The following is a 22640-nucleotide window of genomic DNA, read 5'->3' as shown; positions in this document are numbered from 1 at the left end:
ACGGAGTTGACGGGCGCGTGCCGAGACTCCGGAAGGTTTCGCATTTCGCATGTCCATTTTCAGTCCTGACCACGCCGTTATGCCCGAGAACGCCGACCTCGACGAGAGCACCGCTCTCACGGACGAGGCTGTCGAGTCCCCCGAGCAGCAGACGGCGGACGAGCCGCAGATCACCTTCGGTGACCTGGGCCTGCCCGAGGGCATCGTCCGCAAGCTCGCCCAGAACGGCGTGACCGCCCCCTTCCCGATCCAGGCCGCGACCATCCCGGACGCCCTGGCCGGCAAGGACATCCTCGGCCGCGGCCGCACCGGCTCCGGCAAGACCCTCTCCTTCGGTCTGCCGCTGCTCGCCACCCTGGCGGGCGGCCACACCGACAAGAAGAAGCCCCGCGGCGTCATCCTCACCCCGACCCGTGAGCTCGCGATGCAGGTCGCGGACGCCCTCCAGCCGTACGGCGACGTCCTCGGCCTCAAGATGAAGGTCGTCTGCGGCGGTACGTCGATGGGCAACCAGATCTACGCCCTGGAGCGCGGCGTCGACATCCTCGTCGCCACCCCGGGCCGACTGCGCGACATCATCAACCGTGGCGCCTGCTCGCTGGAGGCCGTGAAGATCGCGGTCCTCGACGAGGCCGACCAGATGGCCGACCTGGGCTTCATGCCCGAGGTCACCGAGCTGCTCGACCAGATCCCCGAGGGCGGCCAGCGCCTGCTCTTCTCCGCGACGATGGAGAACGAGATCGCGACGCTGGTCAAGCGCTACCTGACCGACCCGGTCGTCCACGAGGTCGACAGCGCCCAGGGCAACGTCACCACGATGACCCACCACGTCCTGGTCGTGAAGCCCAAGGACAAGGCGCCGGTCACCGCCGCGATCGCCGCCCGCAAGGGCCGCACCATCATCTTCGTCCGCACCCAGCTGGGCGCCGACCGTATCGCCGAGCAGCTGCAGGACACCGGCGTCAAGGCCGACGCGCTGCACGGCGGCATGACGCAGGGCGCCCGTACCCGCGTGCTCGAGGACTTCAAGAAGGGCTACGTCAACGCGCTGGTCGCCACCGACGTCGCCGCCCGTGGCATCCACGTCGACGGCATCGACCTGGTCCTGAACGTGGACCCGGCCGGTGACCACAAGGACTACCTGCACCGTTCGGGCCGCACCGCCCGTGCCGGCAAGTCCGGCGTCGTCGTGTCGCTGGCCCTGCCGCACCAGCGCCGCCAGATCTTCCGCCTCATGGAGGACGCGGGCGTCGACGCCACGCGCCACATCGTGGGCGGCGCCGGGGCGTTCGAACCGGAGGTCGCCGAGATCACCGGCGCCCGGTCGCTGACCGAGGTGCAGGCCGACTCCGCGAACAACGCCGCCAAGCAGGCCGAGCGCGAGGTCGCCGACCTCACCAAGCAGCTGGAGCGGCTCCAGCGCCGTGCCGTCGAGCTGCGCGAGGAGGCCGACCGCCTGGTCGCCCGTGCCGCCCGTGAGCGGGGCGAGGACCCGGAGGCCGCCGTCGCCGAGGTGGCCGAGGCCGCCGAGGCCGAGGTGCAGGCCGCGATCGCCTCCGTACCGGAGCAGCCGGCGCGCGAGTCCCGTGACGAGCGGGGCAACTACGAGCGCCGTGACCGCCGTGACGACCGGGGCGGCGACCGCGGTGGGTTCAACCGTGACCGTGACGACCGTGGTGGCCGTTCCTTCGAGCGCCGTGACAACGACCGTGGCGGCTTCCGTCGCGACAACGACCGTCCGTCCGGTGGTTTCCGCCGTGACGACCGGGGCGGCGACCGCGGTGGGTTCAACCGTGACCGTGACGACCGTGGTGGCCGTTCCTTCGAGCGCCGTGACAACGACCGTGGCGGCTTCCGTCGCGACAACGACCGTCCGTCGGGCGGTTTCCGCCGTGACGACCGGAGCGGCGACCGTCCGTCCTCCGGTGGTTTCCGTCGCGACAACGACCGTCCGTCCGGTGGTTTCCGCCGTGACGACCGGAGCGACCGTCCCTCTTCCGGTGGTTTCCGTCGCGACAACGACCGTCCGTCGGGCGGTTTCCGCCGTGACGACCGGGGCGACCGGCCCACCGGCGGACACCGCGGCAGCGACCGTCCGTTCAACCGCGACCGTCGTGACGACCGGCCCTCGGGCGGCGGCTTCCGCTCCGGCGGCCACGAGCGCCCCTACGGCCGCCGTGACGACCACCGCGGCGGCTCCGGCTCCGGCTCCGGTTCCGGCTCCTCCTTCGGGCGCCGTGACGACAAGCCGCGCTGGAAGCGCAACGGCTGAGCCGTGACCTCCTGAGCAGGGCCCGTATCTCGTACAGAGGTACGGGCCCTGCCCTGTGTCCACCCGGCCCGCCCGCGGCAGGGCGCTGGTGCCGACGGCCGCGTACCCCTCGCTGGGCACGGTGCGGGCGCGGTGCGACGCGCTGACCTCCCCGGGTGACCTGACGGGTGACGGCGGCCCGACCTGGTGGCCCGTCAGACGACCACCTGCGACATCCACCCGTACGCGGACGACGGCGCCCAGGGGCAGTGACGTCGGCCACCGGTCGGCGCCACCACCGCGCGCCATTGCGGCTGTTCCCCGCACTCCACGGCACGACGTGGCCCGTTCACCCGATACCCGATCGGATGGCGGGCGCCGTGGGGCTATGCTCAGGGGTGGCGCGTCGAGGGCCGTTAGCTCAATTGGCAGAGCAGCGGACTTTTAATCCGTTGGTTGTGGGTTCGAGTCCCACACGGCCTACGAATCAGCCCCAGGTCGGAGACTCTCCGACCTGGGGCTGACGCCGTTTCGGGAACGCCGCGGAAGCCGCCCCGGGACCCGCCGGGTGCCGCAGGGGGCGACGAGGCGCGCTCCGGCCGCGCAGGGGCCGGGCGCCATCAGGACCGTTTTGTCCCCTCCGGGTCGGCTGCCAGCGATATTGGTTAGGGATCGTGCTCCGGATGGCGTAGGGTGGTGTTCACCGACGCGGGGTGGAGCAGCTCGGTAGCTCGCTGGGCTCATAACCCAGAGGTCGCAGGTTCAAATCCTGTCCCCGCTACTGATGAGAAGGCCCGGTGCGCATGCGCACCGGGCCTTCGTCATGTCCGGACCGGAGCGTGTCGCTCGGTAGGCGGACGGCGGGCCGCCGTGCGGCGCGGCTCCGGGCGGCCGGGACGGGGCACGGTACCGTCCGCAGCCGTGGGTGGACCGGGGAGGAAAGCAGCGGTGGCGCGACGAGCACGGGACGGCGACGGCGGGCGGGAGGGTGTCCGGCTATTCGCCCGCTCGCTGCCCTGGCTGCTGGTCGCGGGGGGTGTGGCGTACGAGCTGACGACCCCGCGCAGTTTCACCGCCGTGCCGTTGTTCGTCGCCGCCCCGCTGGTCGCGGCGCCGCTGTTCGCCGCGCGGACGACGCTGCTGTCCGGCCTCTTCGCGGTCCTGGCCATGCTGGCCCTGCACCTGGGCAACGGCACGCTGGACGAGACCCAGACCATCACCGAGATCGTCACCGTGGCGGTGGTCGCGGCGCTCGCGCTGCTGATCAACCGGGTGGTGCGGCGCGGCGGTGAGCGGCTCGCGTCGGCCCGGGTGATCGCCGAGACCGCGCAGCGGGCGGTGCTGCCGACGCCCGCCGAGCGGATCGGGGGTCTTCAGGTGGCGGCGCGGTACGAGGCGGCGCAGGCGGACGCCTTCATCGGCGGTGACCTCTTCGCGGTGCAGGACACCCCGTACGGGGTGCGGCTGGTGGTCGGCGACGTACGCGGGAAGGGCATGGGCGCGGTCGAGGCGGTGGCGGTGGTCATCGGGGCGTTCCGGGAGGCGGCGGAGCAGGAGAGCTCCCTGGAGGGCGTGGCGCAGCGGCTGGAGCGGGCGCTGGCCCGGGAGGGGACGCGGCGGGACGGTCTGGACGCCTTCGAGGGGTTCACCACCGCGGTGCTGGCGGAGATCCCGCGCGGGGAGGCGGTGGTGCGGGTGGTGGACCGGGGGCACCCGGAGCCGCTGATGCTGTACGCGGACGGGCGCGTCGAACCGCTGGAGCAGGCGGAGCCCGCGCTGCCGCTGGGCATGGCCGAGCTGGGCGGGTGGCCGGACCGGGCGTACGAGGTGCCGTACCCGGCGGGTGCGACGCTGCTCCTCTATACGGACGGTCTGTCGGAGGCGCGGGACGCGGAGGGGGTCTTCTACGATCCGGTCGCGCGGCTGGCGGGGCGGCTCTTCCCGGGGCCCGAGGCGGTGCTGGACGCGCTGGTGAGCGACGTACGGCGGCATACGGGAGGCGGGGCGACCGACGACTTGGCGCTGCTGGCGGTGAGCCGGCCGGCGGAGGGGCAGCCGGGGCGGCGGCGGACGATTCCGGTCGTGCCCCGGTCGGCTCCCGGTCCTTGAGCACGGTCTGTGACCGGCGGGTGTCACTGCGCATAACATATGACACACCGTCAGTATTACCGTGGTCGGTAAACGTTTCTGATGCGCGGTCAACTCGACCGTGTGTGTCCGGATGTGGCCCGGTTGATCCATGGCGCTACTGGTTAATGATCAGTAGGAACGGCTTGGAATCCGGAGCCCGCGTCTATTAACGTTCGATAACGCAGCGCGGTCGTCCCAGCCGTCGACAGAAACGGCACCGCGCGCGTGCGCCGAATTCCGCGAGGGAACCGGGGAACCACCACCTTGGGGTGAATCGGGCCGAAGTGGGCCCGTAGGAGACCTTCCTGCTCCGAACCCGTCAGCTAACCCGGTAGGCGAGAAGGAAGGAAAGGAGTGCGCCTCCGTGGCGTCCAACAGGCCTGCCCCCGAAGCCCCGTACGGCTCCATCGGCTCGTTCAACTCTTCGGGTATCCCGGACGCCGCCCCCGTAAACGGGGAGTGGGAAGAATGGAACCCCACCGAGGAAACCGTCCGCCCCGTCCGGGGCCGTCACCGCGTGGCCAAGCAGCGCGGCGGACTCGCCCGTAGCTCCACGGTCCTCGGCGTCGGCGTCATCGCCGCGGTGGGCGCGGGCGGCATGGCCACCGCGCAGGACAAGCCGGCGGTCTCCATATCCCTGCCGGACGCCCTCACGGAGAGCCTCCCGGACGCCGGTTCCCTGCCCGGCATCGGCTCCCTGATCTCCGGCGACTCGGAAGGCACCGAAGAGTCCGGCTCCGACTCCGCCGGTTCCGCCGAGGCGGCCGACGGGCCGTTCACCACCGCTTCCCTCGCCGGGACCACCGACCAGGCCGCCGGGGAGCAGAGCGGCGGCGCCGACGCGGGCGAGGCACTGCGCGCCCGCATCCTCCAGCAGGCCGAGCAGCAGCAGGCGTCCGCCGACGCCGAGGCGAAGGCGGCCGCGGAGACGGCCGCGGCCGAGCAGGCCGCCGCCGAGGCGAAGGCGCAGGCGACCGCCGCCGAGAAGCAGGCCGCCGAGGCGAAGGCCAAGGCGGACGCGGAAGCGAAGGCGAAGGCCGAGGCCGAGGCGAAGGCGGCGGAAGAGGCCCGGCTGGCCGAGCTGGCCGAACGGGCCGGAAGCTGGTCCCTGCCGACGTCCTCGTACACCATCACGTCCACCTACGGCCAGGCCGGCAACATGTGGTCCTCCGGCTACCACACGGGCCTCGACCTGGCCGCGCCCACGGGCACGCCCGCCAAGGCCGTCCACGGCGGCACCGTCAAGTCGGCCGGATGGTCGGGCTCGTACGGCTACCGCATCGTCCTGGAGCTGGAGGACGGCACGGAGGTCTGGTACTGCCACCTGTCGTCGATGACGGTCGGCGCCGGTCAGACGGTCACCACCGGGGAGACCATCGGCCGGGTCGGCGCCACCGGCAACGTCACCGGGCCGCACCTGCACCTGGAGGTGCACACCGCGGGCGGCGGGGGGATCGACCCGCTGGCCTGGCTGCGCGGCAAGGGCCTCACCGTCTGAGACCCCGCTCGTGAGGACCGGCTCCCGCTCGTGAGCGACCGGGCTCCGGCCCTGGACCCGGCGCCCCCGGCACGGCTCGCCGCCCGCCCGCCAGCCCGGGCTCGCCGCCCCGCCCTCCCGGCCGTCAAGCGCCGCCCGTCACGCGTCGCCCGCCGGCTAGTACCGGTACGGGTTGTAGCCGCCGTAGTCGAGGTGCGGGGGCGGCGCCCACACCCGGCCGGTGGCCCGCGCGGCGTACGTCAGCGCCGGCCCCGCCATCTCCTTGCGCTGCCACAGATGGTGCAGCAGCTCCTGCTCGCGCGCCACGAAGTCCGGGTCCGCCGCGCCCCGCCGGGCCCGGTGGCGCAGGAACGCCAGCGAGGTCGCGAACGCCTCGTACTCCCCGACCGCGCGGGTCGCCGCCGGGCCGAAGCAGCGCGCCGCGTACCCCCGGGCCAGACCGCGCGCCCGCATCGAGGAGAGCGCGAGCGGCTCCGCGGGCGAGAGCCAGCCGGCCGCGGCGTACGCGGGCAGCTCGCCGGATATCGTGCGCAGCTCGCGTTGCCGCGACCAGACCGCCAGCCACGTCAACAGCCCGAACGCCGGCACCATGAACGCCCCGTACACGGCGTAGAAGCCCCATGGCCCCAACGCCGCCGAGCCGTTCCACAGCGCGTGCACGCCCATCGCCAGGGTCAGTCCCAGCAGCGGCAGCGCGACCCTGCGGATCTTCTTGTGCCGGGCGGTGACCGCGGCGACGCCGAAGCCGATACCGGTGAGCACGGTGAACAGCGGGTGCGCGAACGGCGACATCACGATCCGTACGAAGAAGGTCGCGGCCGTGACCGACGCGAAGCCCGACGTCCCGAACTGCTGGTCCTCGCCGAAGGCGTTGCCGAGGTAGAGGATGTTCTCCGTGAAGGCGAACCCGGTCGCGGTGAACCCGGCGATGACCACGCCGTCGACGATGCCGGTGAAGTCCCTTCTGCGGAAGACGAAGACGAGCAGTACGGCGGCGGCCTTCGCGCTCTCCTCCACGACCGGCGCGACGACGGTGGCGCCGAGCGTGTCCGCGGACGCCGGGTCGGCGGTGGCCGTGGCTATCCAGCGGGTCGCGAAGGTGTTGGCGACGATCGCGATCAGCGCGGCCGCGCACGCGCCCCACGCGAACGAGAACAGCAGGTTCCGCCACGGGCCCGGCTCCACCCGGTCCAGCCAGCGGAACGCGGCCATGAGGAGCGGGACGGGGAGCAGGGCGAGGCCGAGCCCGACCAGGAAGCCCTCGGTGCCGGTCTGTTCCCGTACCAGCGCGAGGATCACCAGCCCGCACAGGGCGAGTACGCCGGCGACCGCGGAGACCCGCACCACCTTGCCGCGCCAGAAGGCGCGGCGGGGTTTGTAGCGCCAGCGGGCGCGCTCCGGCACGGCGTCGAACAACGGCTGTGCTCCGTACGCCGGGACGGCCGGATACGGCGACTGGTGCTGCGCAGACGAATGGGACACGCGATCGACCCTAACCACCGTCACCGACAGCCCGCGACGGCATCGCCACGGCCGGGCCCGTGCCGCGCGCGGCACGGGCGCGTGGTCACACCCGCCGGAACAGCAGGTCGTGCACGACGTGACCCTTGTCGAGGCCCTGTCCCTCGAAGCGGGTGAGCGGCCGGAAGGCGGGGCGCGGCGCGTAACCGCCGTCGGGCCGGGTGTTCCGGAAGTCCGGGTGCGCGGTGAGCACGTCCAGCATCTGCTCCGCGTACGGCTCCCAGTCCGTGGCGCAGTGCAGCACGGCGCCCGGCTTCATCCGGGTGGCCGCCAGAGCGAGGAACTCGGGCTGGATCAGCCGGCGCTTGTGGTGCCGCTTCTTGGGCCAGGGGTCGGGGAAGTACACGCGTACGCCGTCGAGGGCGCCGGGTGTCAGCATCTCCCGCAGCAGGATGATCGCGTCACCGTTGGCCACCCGTACGTTGGTCAGGCCGGCCTTTTCGGCGAGGGAGAGCAGGTTGCCCTGTCCGGGCGTGTGCACGTCCACCGCGAGGATGCCGGTCGACGGGTCGTCCGCGGCCATCTGCGCGGTGGCCTCGCCCATGCCGAACCCGATCTCCAGCACGACCGGAAGCCCGCCGAACAGCTCGCCCAGGTCGAGTGTGCGCTGCCCGTCGATGTCCAGGCCCCATGTGCCCCACAGCCGCCGAAGGGCATCGCCCTGTCCGGGCGTGACGCGGCTGCGGCGGGGCTGGAAGCTGCGGATCCGCCGTTCGAAATGCGACCCGGCGGGGTCGGGCGCGGGCCCCTCGGGGAAGCGGGGCTCACCCTTGGGCCGGCGGGGGGCGGCGGTTTCACGGGACTCAGACACAATGCCCCGATTCTACGGCGCCCTGTCGGCGCACCGCTCCGGGCCGCACCGCCCCCGGGGCCGCCGAGCGCCCCGGCCGCGGGTCAGCCCAGGTGCGCCAGGGCCCGCCGGGCGACCTCGCGGCCGATGGGGAGGGACGCGGTCGCCGCCGGGGACGGGGCGTTCAGCACGTGCACCGTCCGCCGGGCCTCGCGGATCAGGAAGTCGTCGACGAGGGTGCCGTCCCGCAGCACGGCCTGGGCGCGGACGCCCGCCGGGGCGCGGTGGAGATCCTCGGGGCCGACGGCCGGCAGCAGCCGCCGTACCGCCTCGGTGAACGCCCGCTTCGACACCGACCGGCGCAGCTCGCCCGCCCCGTACCGCCAGTGGCGGCGCGCGATCCGCCAGGAACCCGGCCACGCCAGCGTCCCGGCCAGCTCCCGCGGGCGGACGACCGACCAGCCGTACCCCTCGCGGCCCAGCGCGGGCACCGCGTTCGGCCCCACGTGGACGCCCCCGTCGATGCCGCGCGTCAGGTGCACGCCCAGGAAGGGGAACGCCGGGTCCGGCACCGGGTACACCAGGCCCCGCACCAGCTCGGGCCGGGCCAGCTCGTAGTACTCGCCCCGGAACGGAACGATCCGCATGCCCGGGTCGTCGCCCGAGAGACGCGCCACCCGGTCGCAGTGCAGACCCGCGCAGTTCACCAGGACGCCGCCCCGCACGATCGTCCCGTCGGCCGTCCGCACGGCGACGCCCCAGGGGCGCCGGTCCACGGCGACGACCTCCGACCCGTACCGGATGTCCGCCCGGGAACCCTCCGCCAGCTGCGCCGCCACCGCCCCGTAGTCGCACACCCCGGTCGTGCCGACGTGGATGGCGGCCACGCCCCGCACCCGCGGTTCGTACTCGCAGATCTGGGCCGGGCCCAGCTCCCGCACCGGAATGCCGTTCTCCCGGCCGCGCTGGACCAGGGCGTGCAGCCGGGGCAGCTCGGCCCGCTCGGTCGCGACGATCAGTTTGCCCGTGACCTCGTGGGGCAGGCCGTACTCCGCGCAGAACTTCACCATCTCCGCGGCGCCCCGCACCGCGTACCGCGCCTTCAGCGAGCCCGGCCGGTAGTAGATCCCGCTGTGGATCACCCCGCTGTTGCGCCCCGTCTGGTGCCGTGCGGGGCCCTGCTCCTTCTCCAGCACCACCACGCGTGTCCCCGGGGCGGCGCGCGTGATCGCGTACGCCGTCGACAGCCCGACGATCCCGCCGCCGATCACGAGCACGTCGCAGTCGAACCGGCCGAAGCCCCTGCTGCCGTACGCGGACACCTGTGCCACCTCCCACCCCAGATAGTGCACTGGCCCACTGACAATGGCCTTAAACCAGGTGGGACACGGCTCACGCCGGAGTCATCAGCAGCGGACGCGCCCGCTCCCGCAGTTCCGCCACCCGGGGCTCGTCGCCGTACGGCTCCAGCCGGTGCAGCAGGTCCCGTACGTACTCGGTCGTACGCGCCGACGAGATCCGCCCGGCGACCTCCACCGCGCGCGTACCGGCCGCGCAGGCGGCGTCCAGGTTGCCCGACTCCAGTTCGGCCACGGCGCTCACGATCAGCCGGAGGCCGTGCGAGCGGACGTACTCCTCCGTTGGCCGGGACAGGGCCTGCTCGGTGAAGCGGCGCACCTGGCGCGGGGCCTTGAGGTCCCGGTAGCACTCGGCGGCGTCCGCGCAGAACCGGTCGTAGGAGTAGAAGCCCAGCCAGGTCGGGTCCGTGTCGCCCTCCCGGGACCGCTCGAGCCACCCCTCCGCGGCCCGCAGCGCCGCCCCCGCCGCCGCGGCGTCACCCGCCTTGGCGTGCGCGCGGGCCTCCACCAGCCGGAAGAAGGACATGGTCCGCGCGGTGGCCAAGCCCCGGTTGCGCTCCAGCGCCGCCTGCGCCAGGTCGACGCCCTCGTCGGCGAAGCCCCGGTAGGTCGCCTGGAGCGACATCGACGCCAGCACGTACCCGCCGAGCGGCACGTCAGCGGCCGCCCGCGCGAGCCGCAGCGCCTGGATGTAGTAGCGCTGGGCCGCCTCCTGCTGGCCGGTGTCGAAGGCCATCCAGCCGGCCAGCCGGGTCAGCTCCGCGGTCGCGCCGAACAGCGCCCGGCCGACCTCGTCCGAATAGGAGCCGAGCAGCAGCGGTGCCGCGTCCACCCGCAGGCACTCGGGCACCATCGACGAGCGCCAGTCCCCGCCGCCGTACTTGGAGTCCCAGCGCCGCGCGTCCTCCGCGGCCTCCCGCAGCTTCGCCACGTCGCTGTGGCCGACCCGCACCGCGGCGCCCTCGTCGGCGGCACCGTCCGGCGCCGCCGTCACCGAACGCTCGACCGACGAGTCCGCGGGGGTTATCAGCCATCTGGAGGCGGGTGTCGCATACGCGCTGACCGCGAAGGAGCCGGCCAGCGACTGCCAGATCCCGCCACCCCCGGCCCGCCGTCCGGCCAGGTCGAGCCGGTACAGCTCGGTCGCCGACCTCACCGCCTCGCCCACGTCGCGCGGGAAGGCCAGCCCCACCTCGGGCGCCGGGTCCGCGTCGGCGAGGCCGATCTCGTGCAGCGGCACCGGGCGGCCCAGCTTCTGCCCGATCGCGGCCGCGATGAGGTGCGGTGCGGCACCCTGCGGGACCATGCCCTTCGACACCCACCTGGCGACCGACGTCTTGTCGTACCGAAGGGTCAGACCGCGCTGCGCACCGAGGTCGTTGACCCGCCGGGCCAGACCGGCGTTGCTGATTCCCGCGAGGGCGAGAACGGTGCCGAGCTTCTCGTTCGGCCCGCGTTGCTCCCTGGACATGCGCCACCCCTCGACCACAGACGGCCGCCGCGACGCCAGGCATAGGCGCGCGGCATTCGTAAACCCAGCGTAGTTCGCCGCATCCCCACCGTTAAGGGGCGGTGTTCCGTATGGCGGGATTGTTGTGCGTACGGGTGGTCGCGCCGGCCGGCCGGGAGCCCGGCCGGTGCGCGGGCGCCCGGTGGCGTCGTCGCGCGGCCGTCCGGCGACGCGCGCGCGGGCGGCGCGCGCCCCGCGCAGGTGCGCCGCGCCGGTGACGTGCTCCCGGTGTGTGGCCGTGCGCCTGTCCGTGCGCTCTGGCTCGTCCCGTGGGGGAGCGCTTCCATGGGTGCTGCGTGGGTCGGCCCGCCGTACTGGAAAGCGGCGGGCTGGGGGACACCGCCGCCTCAATCCCCGCGGGTGGCGGACCGGTCCGGGAGGCGGACAGCGCCTCCCGGACCGAGCTTGTGGGGGTGTATGTAAGCACTTGTGTGGTTCGGGCAGGCACGGAGATTGGCTGAATAACGCCCATCGTTCGGTCGGCCGAACCGTTTCGCCGATCATTGCCAACTGGCCAATGCCAGGGGCGTGTTCCCCTTTCGCGGGGGCGCGCCGTGGACCCTCCCGTACGCCGTTGTCGTGGCAGCATGTCTCCATCAAGAGTGCTGAGTTGTCCACAGGCTGTGGAGGCGGCGATGCGGTGGCTGGTGGGGTGGAGCAGTATCGCCGCGCGTTTCGGTGCGGACTTCACCACCGCGGGGACCGTCGGGAACGATGACGAGAACGGCACCGTGCACCCCGTCGGTGCGCAACTCCTGTGGGGCGACCCCGATCCGCTCTGGGCGGTCGGCGACTGGCGCCCCGACGAGATCCGCGTGGTCGCCGTCGACGCCGACACCCGCCTCGCGGTGCTGGGCTGCTGTGCCGCGAGCGACGACCAACTGCGGGTGGGGCTGTTCGCCGCCCGCGGCGGTGCGATGCGTCACCTCACCGCCTGGCCGGGCAGTTACACCGCCGTCGTGCGGGTCGGCCGCCGCATCATCGTCACCGGCGACCTGGCCGGCGCCCGGCCCGTCTTCCACACCCCCTGGGCGCGCGGCACCGCGTACGCCACCGCCGCCCTGCCGCTGGCCGACCTCATCGAGGCCCAGCTCGACATCGGCCACCTCGCCGCGCTGCTGGCCTGCCCCGAGACTCCGGAGGCGCTGCGCGACTCGACACCGTACGTCGGCGTCAAGCGCGTGCCGCCCGGCCACGCGCTCGTGCTGCGCGAGGGCTCGCGCGAGATCACCGGGTACGAACCGGTTGCCTCGCTCGCCGTGGCGGCACCCCAGATCGACCCGGACCACGCGGTGGACGGCGTACGGCACGCGCTCGTCGAAGCCGTGCGCGCGCGGCTCACCGCGCCCCGGCACGCCCCCGAGACGCTGCCGCCCGACCCCGGCCCCGTCCCCGGCATGGGTCCCGCCGAACGGCGCGCCGCGCGCGGAGCCCCCGCGCCCGGCATCGGCGCCGACCTGTCCGGCGGCAGCGCCTCCGGGACGCTCGCCCTGCTCGCGGCCGGCCTGCCCGGCGTACCGGGCACGATCCTGGGGCACGGCACGGAGGCCGGCGAACGGCTGCTCGCCGTGACGTTCAACGACCTGGCCACCGGCGGGCGGGACGCCGAGGCGGAACGGGCCCGCGCCCGCGCCATCGCCGAGAACCCGCGCCTGCATCACGTCGTGGTGGCCGCGTCCGAGGAGGCGCTGCCGTACGCCGAGCTGGAGGGCCCGCTCACCGACGAACCCGGGCCTTCCCTGGTGACCGCCGAACGGCACCGGCGGCGCCTCGCGGCGGGCAGCGCCGACCACTTCACCGGGCACGGCGCACGGCAGGTGCTCGACGCCCACCCCGCGCGCCTGGCCGACCTGCTGATGGACCGCAGACGACGCCACCTGCTACGGCCGGTCGCGGCCCTCGCCAAGGCCACCGGGCCGTCGGCCGGTTCCCTCCTCGTCCCGCTCACCGTCTACCGGGCCGCCCGCAAACTGGCCCGTACGCCGTACCGCGCCGGTCTGGAATCGGCCGCGGACCGGCTCCTGGAGGCCAACCGGTCGGCTCCCGCCGTGAACGGCCCGCTGTCCGCCTCCCTCGCCGCCCTGGCCTGGGCGCGGCCCGGACCCGCCGCGCGCTGGCTGACCGGCGAGGCCCTCGCAGAAGTATCGGTTCGCCTCAACCAGGCCGCCACCAGGCCGACTTCGGTCCAGCGCCCCGGCGAGGCACGCGCCCGCGCGGCCCTCGCCCGGTACGCGGCGGACCACCGCGTGCTGGAGCAGTCCGCCGAGATCCGCAGCCAGCGGCTCCACTCGCCCTTCCTCGACAACCAGGTCGTACGGGCCTGCCGCGACCTGCCCGAGTCGCTGCGCGTCCAGCCCGGCGCCCGCGCCGCGATCCTGCGCACCGTCCTGGCCGGCGCGGGCATCCGCGACCTGCCGCCCGGCTGGGGCGCCACCTCGCACGCCCCGACGGCCACCGCCAACCGCGCGGGGCTCCGCGCCGCCCTGCCGCAGCTCATGGCGCTCTTCGAGGCGCCGCTCCTCGCGGACGCGGGCCTGATCGAGGCCCGGGTCGTCCGCAAGGCCCTGCGCGCCGCCTCCGAGGGCGAGCCGGTCCCGCTGGACGGGCTGGCCGACCTGGTCTCCACGGAGCTGTGGCTGCGCCGCCTCCTGGCCCGGCGGGGCACCTGCTGGACCGGCACGGCGGCTCCGCGGCAGCGCGCCGTGGCGGCCGGGGTGCCCCCGCGCCCCACGCTCCGGTCGTGACGGCCGCGCCGCCCTAGCCGCAGCTGATCCGCGACTCCGCCCAGTCGGCGGGCGCCACGGAACCGAGGGGTGCGGCCGGATCCGGCTCGACGACCAGGCGGATGGTGCCGCGGCCCGCGATCCCGACGCGCAGCGGCACCGCCGCGTCACCGCCGCGCAGCACCGGCGAGCGCCACAGCCGGCTGCCGTCCCCGTACACGGAGAAACGGACCGCGCCCAGCCCCAGCGCCATGTCGTCCAGCCCGGCGAGCGCCTCGTAGACCGAGCAGCGGCGGTTGAGGTCGATGGTGAGCGACGACCGGGCGTGCACGGTGACGCCGTGCCCGTACCGCTCGCCGCCGATCGACATCCCCCGGCGCTGCCACATCCAGCTGGACGCCCCCAGCCGGACCTCCGGGCCGGTGTGGTCGCCGTAGATGCCGTAGCCGAGCTGGTTGACCTGGTAGACGGCGGCAGGGGCCGACGGGGGCGGAGGCGTCGGAGCGGGCGCCGGGGCCGACGGGGCGGGCGGGGCGGGTGGCGGCGGAGGGGGCGGCGTGGGCCCCGGACCGGGTGCGGCGGGAGCGGGCGGCGCGGGCGTGGGCGTGGTGGACGGGGCGGGTTCCGTCGGCTTCCGGCTCGGCGGGACCGGTTCCGCCACGGGCCCGGGGGCCGGCGGCGGCGTGACCCGGCTCGGCGCGGCCACGGGCTGCTGCGGTACGACGGGTTCGACGGCCGGCGGCCGTGCCTGCGGCCCGGGCGGGGGCGCCGGGTTCCCGGACAGCGCCCACACCAACCCGGCGACGGCGGTGACGGCCACGGTCGCGGCGATGCCCGCCTTCACCGGGGCGCCGAGCCCCTCGGCGGCGACCCCGCCGGCCGCCGAACCGCCCGATCCGCTCGCCGCGGCCGCCGCTCCCGCACCGGCGCCCGCGGCCCCCGCCGCGCCACCGGCGGCCAGCCCGGCCGCCTTGAGCGAGAACCCGGCCGCGAACCAGCCGATGACGGCGACCGGCAGCAGCGCCGGGATCCCGGCGTTGACCTGCTCCAGTTCACCCACCGCCAGCCGGCACCGGACGCACTCCTCCAGGTGCTTGCGCAGCCCCCGCTCGGCCCGCATCCGCAGGCCTCCCCGGGCGTAGGCACCCAGCCGGTCCGCATAGCGCGCGCAGTCCCCGCCCGTGGTGAGCGACCGGCTCACGTGCGCCTGGAGGTACGCCTGCTTGAGCCCCTCCCGGGCCCGGCTCGCGAGCACGGCCGTGGCGTTCGGGGTCAGCCCGAACAGCGGCGCGACCTCGCTCGGCGACTCCTCCTCGACCGTGGTGTGCCACAGCACCGCCTGCCACCGCTCGGGCAGCGAACGGAAGGCCCGCATGGCGAGCGACTGCTCGGCCTCGTGCATCGCCCGCACGTCGGCGCCCAGATCCAGGGTGTCGGCGTCCGACACCGCGGAGACCCGCACCGCCTGCGCGGCGAACACCGCGAAGTCCTCCACCAGATGCTCGCGCCTGGACGTCTTCGTCCACGCGGCGGCCACGCGCCGCACGGTCGTCAGCAGGTACGCGCGCACGGCGTGGTCGGGCCCGGCGCCCCCGCGCACCGCCTGGAGTGTCCGGGCGAACACCTCCGCCGTCAGGTCGTCCGCGGTGTGGGCGTCCCGGCAGCACGTCCGGGCGTAGCGCCGCACCGCCTCCGCGTGCCGGCGGAACAGCTCCTCGTACGCAGTGTCGTCACCTTCGCGCAGCCGCCGGACCAGCTCGGCGTCCGACGGCGGCAGCTCGACGGGCGGCGGCAGCACGGACCCGCCGGCACGGCCCTCCCGCTGGGCGGGCACGGTGGCCCCGGTGTCACCGCCAGCCGGAGCCGGAGCCGGAGCCTCGCCGGGTCCGCCCCGGCCCGGCACCTGCGGCGAGGGGACGGCGGCCGGCGAGGGGACGGCGGCCGGCGGGGGGAGCGGTGCCGAGGGCGGCCCACCGGCCCCGGCGGGCCCGCCGCCGAACGACTCGTCGCGACCCTCACCGCTCGTCGCGGAAGCCCCGTACCCCTGCTCAGACCCGGACACCGGGCAAGAGTGCCACAGGGAACGTCCCCCACCGGGGGCAAGCGCCCGTCAACCACCCATCCGGGGAAAAGACCCGAACGCCGGAACGGACATGCCCCGTTCGGGGGACCTCACGCCGGGCGGGACCGGAGCCCCTCCAACAGGATGTCGAGCAGCCGGGCCGACGCGGCGCTCTGCTGCGCCGCGTCTGGCAGCGAGGGCGCCGCCGTGGCGATGACCAGCAGCACGTCCGCGACCGTCACGTCGCCACGCAGCTCACCCGCCTCCCGGGCGCGGTCGACCAGCTGGCCGACGACCTCCAGCAGCTCCGACGCACCCGCGTCGTCCAGCTCCGCCGCCGGCACCGCGCGGGGCGGAACCACCCGCAGCTCCGGCAGGGCAGGCACGCCCCGCTGCTGAGGCACCCGTGCCGCCTCGTCGGCCGGCCCGGCGGCCACCGTCCCGGCCGGGACCACGCCCGGCTCGTCCACGCCCACGCGCAGCACGTGCGGCGGCAGCAGGCGACCCGCGCCCGAGGCCACGGACGTCCGCAGGAACCGGGAGAGCGCCGACCACGGCTCCTCCTCCTGCCCCAGCGCCGTACGCGCCTGCTCGGTGAGCCGGGAGGTCTCCTCCTCCGCTATGCGGCGCACCAGCACGTCCTTGCTCGGGAACCGCCGGTACACCGTGCCGACCCCGACCCGTGCCCTGCGCGCCACGTCCTCCATCGGCGCCCCGTACCCGAGCTCGCCGAACACCTCCCGAGCCGCGCGCAGCACGTGCTCGAGGTTCCGCTGCGCGTCGACCCGCAGCGGCGCCGTACGACTGGAAGGCCCGCCGGTGCCGATCCGGCCGTTCACCCCGCCGCCGAGTCCCTCCGCCGGCGAACCGGACGAAGGGGACGCCGAGGCGACAGCGGTCGACCAGCGCGAATCCTGAATATGCATAAATGTTCCCCCGGAAATGATGTGTCTCCCCCCGGAGACTCCCCCACCCTGACAAGCGGGGCCCGGACCACACGCTCAGGTCATGCGCATCGAACCGTCTCCCCGACGACATACGAACATAGTTGAGTCGAGGTCAATTCAGAAGGGGCAGTTCCGACCGGTGCGCCCCCCGATCGGAGCAAGGACCGGAAGACTCCCGATTCTGCCCCCTCACGCCACCCCCCTCCCGCCCCCTGACCTGCGCCCCTTCCCCGGCCCGGGCCTTCCGCGCCACCCCGGACCCCGCCGGGTCTCCGGTCACACAATTTGCCGAGCCTGTGGACAAACGCCGAAGCCCGTTGCGTCATGGGATGGTGACCGAACCTGTGCGCATTCTCGTTGTCGGCGGTGGTTACGTCGGGATGTACACCGCCCTGCACCTCCAACGGCTGCTCAAGGCCGGGCTGAGAAGCGGCACGGCCGAGATCACCGTGGTCACTCCCGACCCGTACATGACGTACCAGCCGTTCCTGCCCGAGGCGGCCGCCGGCAACATCTCACCCCGCCACGTCGTCGTCCCGCTGCGCCGGGTCCTCGACAAGTGCCGGATCGTCATCGGCGAGGCCAAGGCCGTCGACCACGCCAAGCGCACGGCGACCATCACCACCCTCGCCACCGAGGAGGAGGGAGCGGGCCCGGTCCAGCTCACCTACGACGAACTGGTCATCGCGCCCGGCTCGGTCTCCCGCACCCTCCCCGTGCCCGGTCTGGCCGAGTACGGCATCGGCTTCAAGACCGTCGAGGAGGCCATCGGACTGCGCAACCACGTCATCGAGCAGATGGACATCGCCTCCTCCACCCGCGACCCCGCCATCCGCGACGCCGCCCTCACCTTCGTCTTCGTCGGCGGCGGCTACGCGGGCGTGGAAGCACTCGGCGAGCTGGAGGACATGGCCCGCTACACCGCGCGGTACTACCACAACATCAAGCCCCAGGACCTGAAGTGGGTCCTGGTCGAGGCGACCGGCCGCATCCTCCCCGAGGTCGGCGAGGACATGGGCAAGTACACCGTGCGCGAGCTGCGCGCCCGCAACATCGACGTACGCCTCGAAACCCGCCTGGAGTCGTGCGAGGACCGGGTCGCCGTGCTCAGCGACGGCACCCGGCTCCCGACCCGCACGCTCGTGTGGACCGCCGGCGTGAAGCCCGCCCCCGTCCTCGCCTCCACCGACCTCCCGCTCAACGAACGCGGCCGCATCAAGTGCACCGCCCGCCTCGGTGTCGAAGGCACCGACCACGCCTGGGCAGCGGGCGACGCCGCCGCCGTCCCCGACATCACCGCGGACGAACCGGGCCGGGAATGCGCGCCCAACGCACAGCACGCCGTGCGCCAGACCAAGGTCCTCGCCGAGAACCTCGTCGCCTCGCTCCAGGGCAGGCCGCTCAAGGACTACGCCCACCGGTACGCGGGTTCCGTCGCCTCGCTGGGACTGCACAAGGGCGTCGCCCATGTGTACGGCCGCAAACTGAAGGGCTATCCCGCCTGGTTCATGCACCGCGCGTACCACCTCAGCCGCGTCCCCACCTTCAACCGCAAGGCACGCGTCCTGGCCGAGTGGACGCTCGCGGGTCTCTTCAAACGGGAGATCGTCTCCCTCGGCTCCCTGGAACATCCGCGTGCCGAGTTCGAACTCGCCGCCGGACCACGGCCGCCCGAGCCCCAGGACGAGGCGTCCAAGGGCGGAACCGCGGACGGCGGCGCGAAGTCCGACTGACGAAGGACCCTGACAAGGGAAGGCCCCTGACAAGGACCTGACGAAGGACCCCGGGAAGGGCACCTGACGAGGCGGGGACGCGACAGACGCCTCCTGTCAGTGCGGTCGGTCACACTGGCCGTGTGACCATAGGTGGGCTCACACCTGCACAGAGTGACTCAGCACGGCAACGCTCGGCACCGACACCATGAGGCATACAGATCCGTGAACTTCACGCGTTGGAGCGCCCGGCTCCCCGGTACGCAGCGCCGCGCCGCCGCGCGCGGCACCGGCCATGGGGTCTCGCCGGCGCAGCGGGGCGACTCCGTCCCCGCGGCGCGAGGTGAGTCCGACCAGCAGCTGGAGCCCGTGTCCGACGACGTGCCGGCCCTGGAGGACTTCTCCGTACGGGAGATCCTCGGCAGCCTGCCCGGCCTCGTCGCTCTCACCTACGGCCCCGAGCACCGCGTCGCATACGTCAACGACGCCTACGCCGCCGCCTTCGGCCCCCGCCCGCCCGGCGCGACCGTCGCCACCGTCTGCCCCGAGCTCGCCGAGCTGGGGCTGCCGCCGCTCATGGACCAGGTGCTGCGCAGCGGAAAGCCCCGCACGGTCAAGTCCCGCCGCACGCACGCGGGAGGCTCGTACACGGTGACCTGCCTGCCCGTCGACACCCGCGGCACCGCCGAGTCCGGGGTCCTCGTCCACGCCGCCGACGTCACCGACCACGCGGAGGCCGCCGAGCGGCTGCGGGCCAGCGAGCGCCGCCACCGCGAGACCGCCGTCACCCTGCAGCGCTCGCTGCTGCCACAGGAGCTGGAGCAGCCCGACGACCTCCGTGTGGCCGCCACCTACCAGCCGGGCGGTACGGACGCCGCGGTCGGCGGCGACTGGTACGACGTGATCACCCTCGGCGCCGGCCGTACCGCTCTCGTCATCGGTGACGTCATGGGCCGCGGCGTCCGAGCGGCGGCCGTCATGGGCCAGCTCCGCACCGCCGTGCGCGCCTACGCCCGCCTCGACCTGCCACCCCACGAGGTGCTCCAGCTCCTCGACGGCCTCGCCGCCGAGATCGACGCCAGCCAGATCGCCACCTGCGTCTACGCCGTCCACGACCCCAACGAGGGGCGCCTCGTCTACGCCTCGGCCGGCCACCTGCCGATCCTCGTCCGGGACGAGGACGGCACGGTACGCCGCGCCGAGGAACCGACCGGCCCCCCGCTCGGCACCGGCGGCTGGCTCCACACCTCCGGGACCATCGCCCTGCCGCCAGGCTCGTCCGCCGTGCTCTACACCGACGGCCTGGTCGAGCGGCGCAGGGAGGACATCGACGAGGGCGTCGCCGCTCTGGAGCGCGCCCTGTCCGGGGCCACCGGCAGCCCCCAGGTCGTCTGCGACCGGCTGCTGCGGGCACTCGGCGTCACCGCCGAGCACGATGACGACGTCGCCGTCCTGGTGCTCCAGCACCCGTCCCGCACGGGACCGGACGCGGAGCTGTTCCACAACGCCGCCCTCGACCTGCTCGGTGGCGTCGAGGCGGCGCCACGCGCGCGTGCCTTCGCCTCCGGGGTCCTCTCCAGCTGGCGTTTCCCGGTCGAGCTCCGGGACCTGGGCGTGCTGGCCACCAGCGAACTGGTGGCCAACTCCCTCCAGCACGGCACCCCGCCCATGCGCCTCAGACTCCGCCGCACCGACCGGCGTCTGATCATCGAAGTGACGGACGGCGACGACCACCTCCCGCGCCGCCGCCGTGCCGAAACGGAGGACGAGGCGGGTCGCGGCATCTCGATCATCGCCACGATCGCCTCGTCCTGGGGCAGCCGCCGCACACCGGGGGGTGGCAAGGCGGTCTGGTGCGAGTTCGCGCTGCCCGGTTAGGCGGCCGCCTCCACGGCCCGCTCCGGCGTGTGCCGCGCCACCACCCGCGCGTTCGCCACGAGGTAGGGGTGGTCCTGCTCCGGCGTGAGCTTCCTGCCCAGTCGCAGCGCCAGCAGCGTGATGCCCAGCGAGAAGAGCACGAAGGTCACGATGTACGGCCCATGGAGCGCGGCCCCCATAGGACCGCCCACGGCCGGACCGACCGCCAGCGCGAGCTGCTTGACCAGCGCGAACGCCGAGTTGTACTGCCCGACCATCGACTCCGGCGCCAGGTCGGCCACCAGCGGGGCCACGGTCGGCGACAGCATCGCCTCGCCCAGCCCGAACAGGCCGTACGTCGCGATGAACGCGGCCGTGGCCATCGCCTGGCTGCCGTGCCCGAGCCCCGCGTACCCCGCGAAAAGCCACGCCACGGTCCAGATGAGCCCGGCCCACGCGATCACCCGCGTCCGCCGGCGCCGCTCCACGAACCGCAGCACCAGGAACTGCGCGGCCACGATGACGGCCGTGTTCGCGGCCAGCGCCATCCCGAGCACCGAAGGCTCGATCCCGGCGGCCTCGGTCCCGTACGCGGCGAGCCCCGACTCGAACTGCCCGTAGCACGCGAAGAACAGCACGAAGCCCAGCACGCACAGCTGCACCATGGCCCGGTGCCCGAGCAGCGCCCGCAGCCCGCCCCCGGACTTCTCGTCCTTGGGGGCCTGGCCGAGGGACGGCGTGCGCGGCATCGTCACGGTGACGGCGATTCCGGCGAGCACCAGGAACATCGCGGCCTCGATCGAGAACAGGAGCAGGAAGCTGCCCGGCCGGCTCTCGTCGACGAGCTGCCCGCCGATCAGACCGCCGACACCGAGCCCGAGGTTCTGCAGGAAGAACTGCATGGCGAACGCCCGGGTCCGGGTCGCCGTGGAGGAACACCAGACGATCATCGTGGCGAGCGCTGGCTGCATCACCGCCGTACCCGCACCGAGCAGCGCGGCCGCCCCGACGACGGCCGGGACGCTTCCCGCCAGCCCCATGCCCAGGGCCCCGAGGGCTGCCAGCAGCGCGGCCCCCACCAGCACGGGCAACGGCCCCCGGCGGTCGATCGCCCGCCCGATGAAGGGGAGGACCACCAGAGCGGCCATGGCGAAGACCGCCAGTACGGCCCCCGCCGTACCGGCGCCCAGGTCCCGCACCTGAGCCACATACACATAGAGATACGGAACGGTGAACCCGAGCCCGAACGCGCTCAGCACGTTCCCCGCCTGGATCCGGCGCATCGCAGCGCCCCTCGCCTTGGTCACACTCACCTACTTCGACTCTGTAGGACTCAGTCCTGAAGACTTCAATACTAAAGTTCGATCCTTAACTGTACACATCGAAGGACTTCAACGCCAACGACCGCCGTGGGATACTCCCCGCATGTCCGACACGCAGGAACCGAGCCTCGACGAGCAGATCGCCGCCTATCAGCGCGAGTTCCGCGACCTCGACCCCCAGGTCGAGAAGGTGGTCTCCGCCCTGGGCCGACTGAACCGCCGCATGAACGTCGCGTACGGCCGCCAGGTCGCCGAGCTCGGCATCAGCAGCGCCGAGTGGGAGGTCCTCAAGCACCTCGTCCTCTCCGGCGCGCCGTACCGGCTGGGACCCGGCGAACTCGCCAAGCGTCTCGGGCTCACCCCCGCGGCCATGACCCACCGCATCGACCGCATGGCCGCCGAGGGCCTGGTCACCCGCGACCGGGACGAGAACAACCGGGTGCGCGTCATCGTCGAACTCACCGACGAGGGCCGCACCAAGTGGCTGGAGGCCATGCGCATGGCCACCGCCTTCGAGGAGGACCTGCTCCAGGACCTGTCCACGGACGAGCGCGGGGCCCTGGGCGACATGCTCATCCGGCTCCTGCGCCGCGTGGAACACGCCCAGCCCGACGCGGGCGGACGGCTCAAGGACCTGGACTAACCGGGCTCCAGGGGCCGGGGGTTGACACGCCTCGGCCTGATCCGTAAAGTTCTTCGGGTTGCCACGGAGCCGTAACGGTTCTGCGGTAGCCATCCCGCCGCACTGCGCGGCAACCAAACTCAGCACGGACTCCCGATCGGGACATATTTCGGTGTGCCGAAATATATTTCGAAGGCTCGATTATGAGTCGCCCGGGAAATCCGCTAGGGTTTGAAACGTCGGAACGGCCCAACAGCCGGAATGACAGACCCTTCTGACTGGGAATCAGGCCCGATAAGGATCTGATAGAGTCGGAACCGCCGGAAAGGGAAAGCGC

At 73.6% G+C, this 22640-nt stretch carries 14 protein-coding genes, 2 tRNA genes and 1 riboswitch; of the genes, 9 read left to right on the top strand and 7 right to left on the bottom strand.

Features of this window, described 5'->3' with window-relative positions; genetic code table 11:
- Positions 1 to 49 precede the first annotated feature (49 nt).
- The 5 genes from ABD347_RS24495 to ABD347_RS24475 all read left to right on the top strand — a co-directional run bounded on the left by ABD347_RS24495 (position 50) and on the right by ABD347_RS24475 (position 5879).
- Entirely contained in the window at positions 50 to 2272 is a 2223-nt protein-coding gene (locus tag ABD347_RS24495) for a DEAD/DEAH box helicase (RefSeq protein ID WP_344365080.1), read from the top strand.
- Positions 2273 to 2661: 389 nt separating this feature from the next.
- Positions 2662 to 2734: transfer RNA gene (locus tag ABD347_RS24490), tRNA-Lys, on the top strand.
- A 224-nt stretch (positions 2735 to 2958) separates the two neighbouring features.
- Positions 2959 to 3032, top strand: a tRNA-Met gene (locus ABD347_RS24485).
- A gap of 167 nt (positions 3033 to 3199) precedes the next feature.
- Positions 3200 to 4360: a PP2C family protein-serine/threonine phosphatase gene (locus tag ABD347_RS24480; protein ID WP_344365078.1), complete on the top strand. Its 1161-nt coding sequence runs from the start codon at positions 3200 to 3202 to the stop codon at positions 4358 to 4360.
- Positions 4361 to 4599: 239 nt separating this feature from the next.
- A riboswitch (cyclic di-AMP (ydaO/yuaA leader) is annotated at positions 4600 to 4734 on the top strand.
- Between the two features lie 11 nt (positions 4735 to 4745).
- Positions 4746 to 5879 (top strand): M23 family metallopeptidase, encoded by a 1134-nt coding sequence (locus ABD347_RS24475; RefSeq protein ID WP_344365076.1) that lies wholly within the window; start codon positions 4746 to 4748, stop codon positions 5877 to 5879.
- Positions 5880 to 6035: 156 nt separating this feature from the next.
- Here ABD347_RS24475 and ABD347_RS24470 read toward each other — a convergent pair whose 3' ends face one another.
- The 4 genes from ABD347_RS24470 to ABD347_RS24455 form a co-directional block, all read right to left on the bottom strand.
- Positions 6036 to 7361 (bottom strand): PrsW family intramembrane metalloprotease, encoded by a 1326-nt coding sequence (locus tag ABD347_RS24470; RefSeq protein WP_344365073.1) that lies wholly within the window; start codon positions 7359 to 7361, stop codon positions 6036 to 6038.
- 85 nt (positions 7362 to 7446) lie between these two features.
- Entirely contained in the window at positions 7447 to 8211 is a 765-nt protein-coding gene (gene trmB / locus ABD347_RS24465; protein ID WP_344365070.1) for a tRNA (guanosine(46)-N7)-methyltransferase TrmB, read from the bottom strand.
- 83 nt (positions 8212 to 8294) lie between these two features.
- Positions 8295 to 9521 carry an L-2-hydroxyglutarate oxidase gene (gene lhgO / locus ABD347_RS24460; protein ID WP_344365068.1) on the bottom strand — a complete coding sequence of 409 codons (1227 nt, stop codon included), beginning with the start codon at positions 9519 to 9521 and terminating at the stop codon, positions 8295 to 8297.
- A gap of 61 nt (positions 9522 to 9582) precedes the next feature.
- The gene (locus ABD347_RS24455) at positions 9583 to 11019 is read right to left on the bottom strand and encodes an NsdA family TPR-like regulatory protein (RefSeq protein ID WP_344365066.1); all 1437 of its coding nucleotides are present in this window, start codon (positions 11017 to 11019) and stop codon (positions 9583 to 9585) included.
- Positions 11020 to 11693: 674 nt separating this feature from the next.
- On the opposite strand from ABD347_RS24455, the gene ABD347_RS24450 reads away from it, so the two are divergent.
- The gene (locus ABD347_RS24450) at positions 11694 to 13802 is read left to right on the top strand and encodes an asparagine synthase-related protein (RefSeq protein WP_344365063.1); all 2109 of its coding nucleotides are present in this window, start codon (positions 11694 to 11696) and stop codon (positions 13800 to 13802) included.
- A 13-nt stretch (positions 13803 to 13815) separates the two neighbouring features.
- On the opposite strand, the gene ABD347_RS24445 is transcribed toward ABD347_RS24450, so the two are convergent.
- Together ABD347_RS24445 and ABD347_RS24440 are read right to left on the bottom strand one after the other, a co-directional pair.
- Positions 13816 to 15843, bottom strand: coding sequence for a sigma-70 family RNA polymerase sigma factor (locus ABD347_RS24445; RefSeq protein ID WP_425575754.1), 2028 nt, complete (start codon positions 15841 to 15843; stop codon positions 13816 to 13818).
- Between the two features lie 110 nt (positions 15844 to 15953).
- A complete protein-coding gene (locus ABD347_RS24440; RefSeq protein WP_344365061.1) occupies positions 15954 to 16769 on the bottom strand; it encodes a TetR/AcrR family transcriptional regulator in 816 nt (271 codons plus the stop codon).
- 350 nt (positions 16770 to 17119) lie between these two features.
- On the opposite strand from ABD347_RS24440, the gene ABD347_RS24435 reads away from it, so the two are divergent.
- Both ABD347_RS24435 and ABD347_RS24430 read left to right on the top strand, forming a co-directional pair.
- Positions 17120 to 18523 (top strand): NAD(P)/FAD-dependent oxidoreductase, encoded by a 1404-nt coding sequence (locus ABD347_RS24435; protein WP_344365058.1) that lies wholly within the window; start codon positions 17120 to 17122, stop codon positions 18521 to 18523.
- A gap of 204 nt (positions 18524 to 18727) precedes the next feature.
- Positions 18728 to 20380 (top strand): ATP-binding SpoIIE family protein phosphatase, encoded by a 1653-nt coding sequence (locus ABD347_RS24430; protein ID WP_344365056.1) that lies wholly within the window; start codon positions 18728 to 18730, stop codon positions 20378 to 20380.
- On the opposite strand, the gene ABD347_RS24425 is transcribed toward ABD347_RS24430, so the two are convergent.
- Positions 20377 to 21642 carry an MFS transporter gene (locus ABD347_RS24425; protein WP_344365150.1) on the bottom strand — a complete coding sequence of 422 codons (1266 nt, stop codon included), beginning with the start codon at positions 21640 to 21642 and terminating at the stop codon, positions 20377 to 20379. The genes ABD347_RS24430 and ABD347_RS24425 overlap by 4 nt on opposite strands.
- A 142-nt stretch (positions 21643 to 21784) precedes the next feature.
- On the opposite strand from ABD347_RS24425, the gene ABD347_RS24420 reads away from it, so the two are divergent.
- Positions 21785 to 22324, top strand: coding sequence for a MarR family winged helix-turn-helix transcriptional regulator (locus ABD347_RS24420; protein ID WP_344365053.1), 540 nt, complete (start codon positions 21785 to 21787; stop codon positions 22322 to 22324).
- The last annotated feature ends 316 nt before the right edge of the window (positions 22325 to 22640 follow it).

Source organism: Streptomyces gobitricini (assembly GCF_039532985.1).
Taxonomy (GTDB): Bacteria; Actinomycetota; Actinomycetes; order Streptomycetales; family Streptomycetaceae; genus Streptomyces; species Streptomyces gobitricini.
This window is presented reverse-complemented; position numbering and strand designations above follow the sequence as displayed.

Excerpts from the sequence above, each read along its gene's own strand:
- ABD347_RS24495 (WP_344365080.1), top strand. The coding sequence starts at position 50 with ATGTCCATTTTCAGTCCTGACCACGCCGTTATGCCCGAGAACGCCGAC.
- ABD347_RS24455 (WP_344365066.1), bottom strand. The coding sequence starts at position 11,019 with ATGTCCAGGGAGCAACGCGGGCCGAACGAGAAGCTCGGCACCGTTCTC.
- ABD347_RS24450 (WP_344365063.1), top strand. The coding sequence starts at position 11,694 with ATGCGGTGGCTGGTGGGGTGGAGCAGTATCGCCGCGCGTTTCGGTGCG.
- ABD347_RS24440 (WP_344365061.1), bottom strand. The coding sequence starts at position 16,769 with ATGCATATTCAGGATTCGCGCTGGTCGACCGCTGTCGCCTCGGCGTCC.
- ABD347_RS24435 (WP_344365058.1), top strand. The coding sequence starts at position 17,120 with ATGGTGACCGAACCTGTGCGCATTCTCGTTGTCGGCGGTGGTTACGTC.
- ABD347_RS24425 (WP_344365150.1), bottom strand. The coding sequence starts at position 21,642 with ATGCGCCGGATCCAGGCGGGGAACGTGCTGAGCGCGTTCGGGCTCGGG.
- ABD347_RS24420 (WP_344365053.1), top strand. The coding sequence starts at position 21,785 with ATGTCCGACACGCAGGAACCGAGCCTCGACGAGCAGATCGCCGCCTAT.